General features: G+C 68.0%; 2 protein-coding genes. Both read right to left on the bottom strand.

Features of this window, described 5'->3' with window-relative positions; all coding sequences use genetic code 11:
* Positions 1-281 (bottom strand): TRAM domain-containing protein (locus tag EOA33_RS37355; protein WP_348628300.1); only part of this gene is annotated, 281 nt, incomplete at its 3' end.
* A partial coding sequence (locus EOA33_RS37350; protein ID WP_281033606.1) for an SAM-dependent methyltransferase occupies positions 278-778 on the bottom strand: 501 nt, incomplete at its 5' end. The genes EOA33_RS37355 and EOA33_RS37350, both read right to left, overlap by 4 nt.

Below are 778 nucleotides of genomic sequence, written 5' to 3'. Positions count from 1 at the left end.
TTCAGCGCCTGCGTGACCCTGTCGCGCTTCCATTGCCGATAGGCTTCGGCCTCGAAGTGCTGAAGCGCGCAGCCGCCGCATTCGGTGAAATGCCGGCAGGCAGGATCGACGCGGAGCGGCGATGCTGCCAGCACCGACATCAGCGTGGCGCGATCCCTCTCGCGAGCCGCCGTGACGGTCTCGCCCGGCAGCGTGAAGGGGACAAAAACCTCACCGCTCTCCGTCTCGGCAATGCCGTCGCCCTGCGAGCCAAGCCTGGCAATGCTGAAGCGCGCGCTCACGTCCCGCCATCCTTGATCGCGCCAAGCAGGAATTCGCGATTGCCGTCGCCGCCCTCGATCGGCGAGGGATGCAGCCCCAGCACGCGCCAGCCGGGAATGCCGCCAAGCCAATCGCCAACCAGGCTGGCAACGCGCTCGGCATCGGCTGGATCCTTGAGCAGGCCACCCTTGCCGATTGCTTCGCGGCCGGCCTCGAATTGCGGCTTTACAAGCAGCAGCGCTCTGGCGCCGGCTGCGGCCAAGGCGAGCGCCGGTGGTAGCGCCAACCTCAGCGAGATGAAGCTGACATCGCAGACGACGAAATCGGGAGCGAGGCCGCCAAGATCGGCGGCGGACAGATCGCGGGCGTTGAGGCCCTCGATGACCGTGACGCGCGGATCGCCGGCGATCTCGGGATGCATCTGGCCGTGGCCGACGTCTATCGCGGTGACATGCGCTGCGGCGCGCTCGAGCAGCACCTGGGTGAAGCCGCCGGTCGAGGCGCCGATGTCAAGCGC

This window comes from Mesorhizobium sp. M4A.F.Ca.ET.050.02.1.1, from assembly GCF_003997725.1.
Taxonomy (GTDB): domain Bacteria; phylum Pseudomonadota; class Alphaproteobacteria; order Rhizobiales; family Rhizobiaceae; genus Mesorhizobium.
This window is presented reverse-complemented; position numbering and strand designations above follow the sequence as displayed.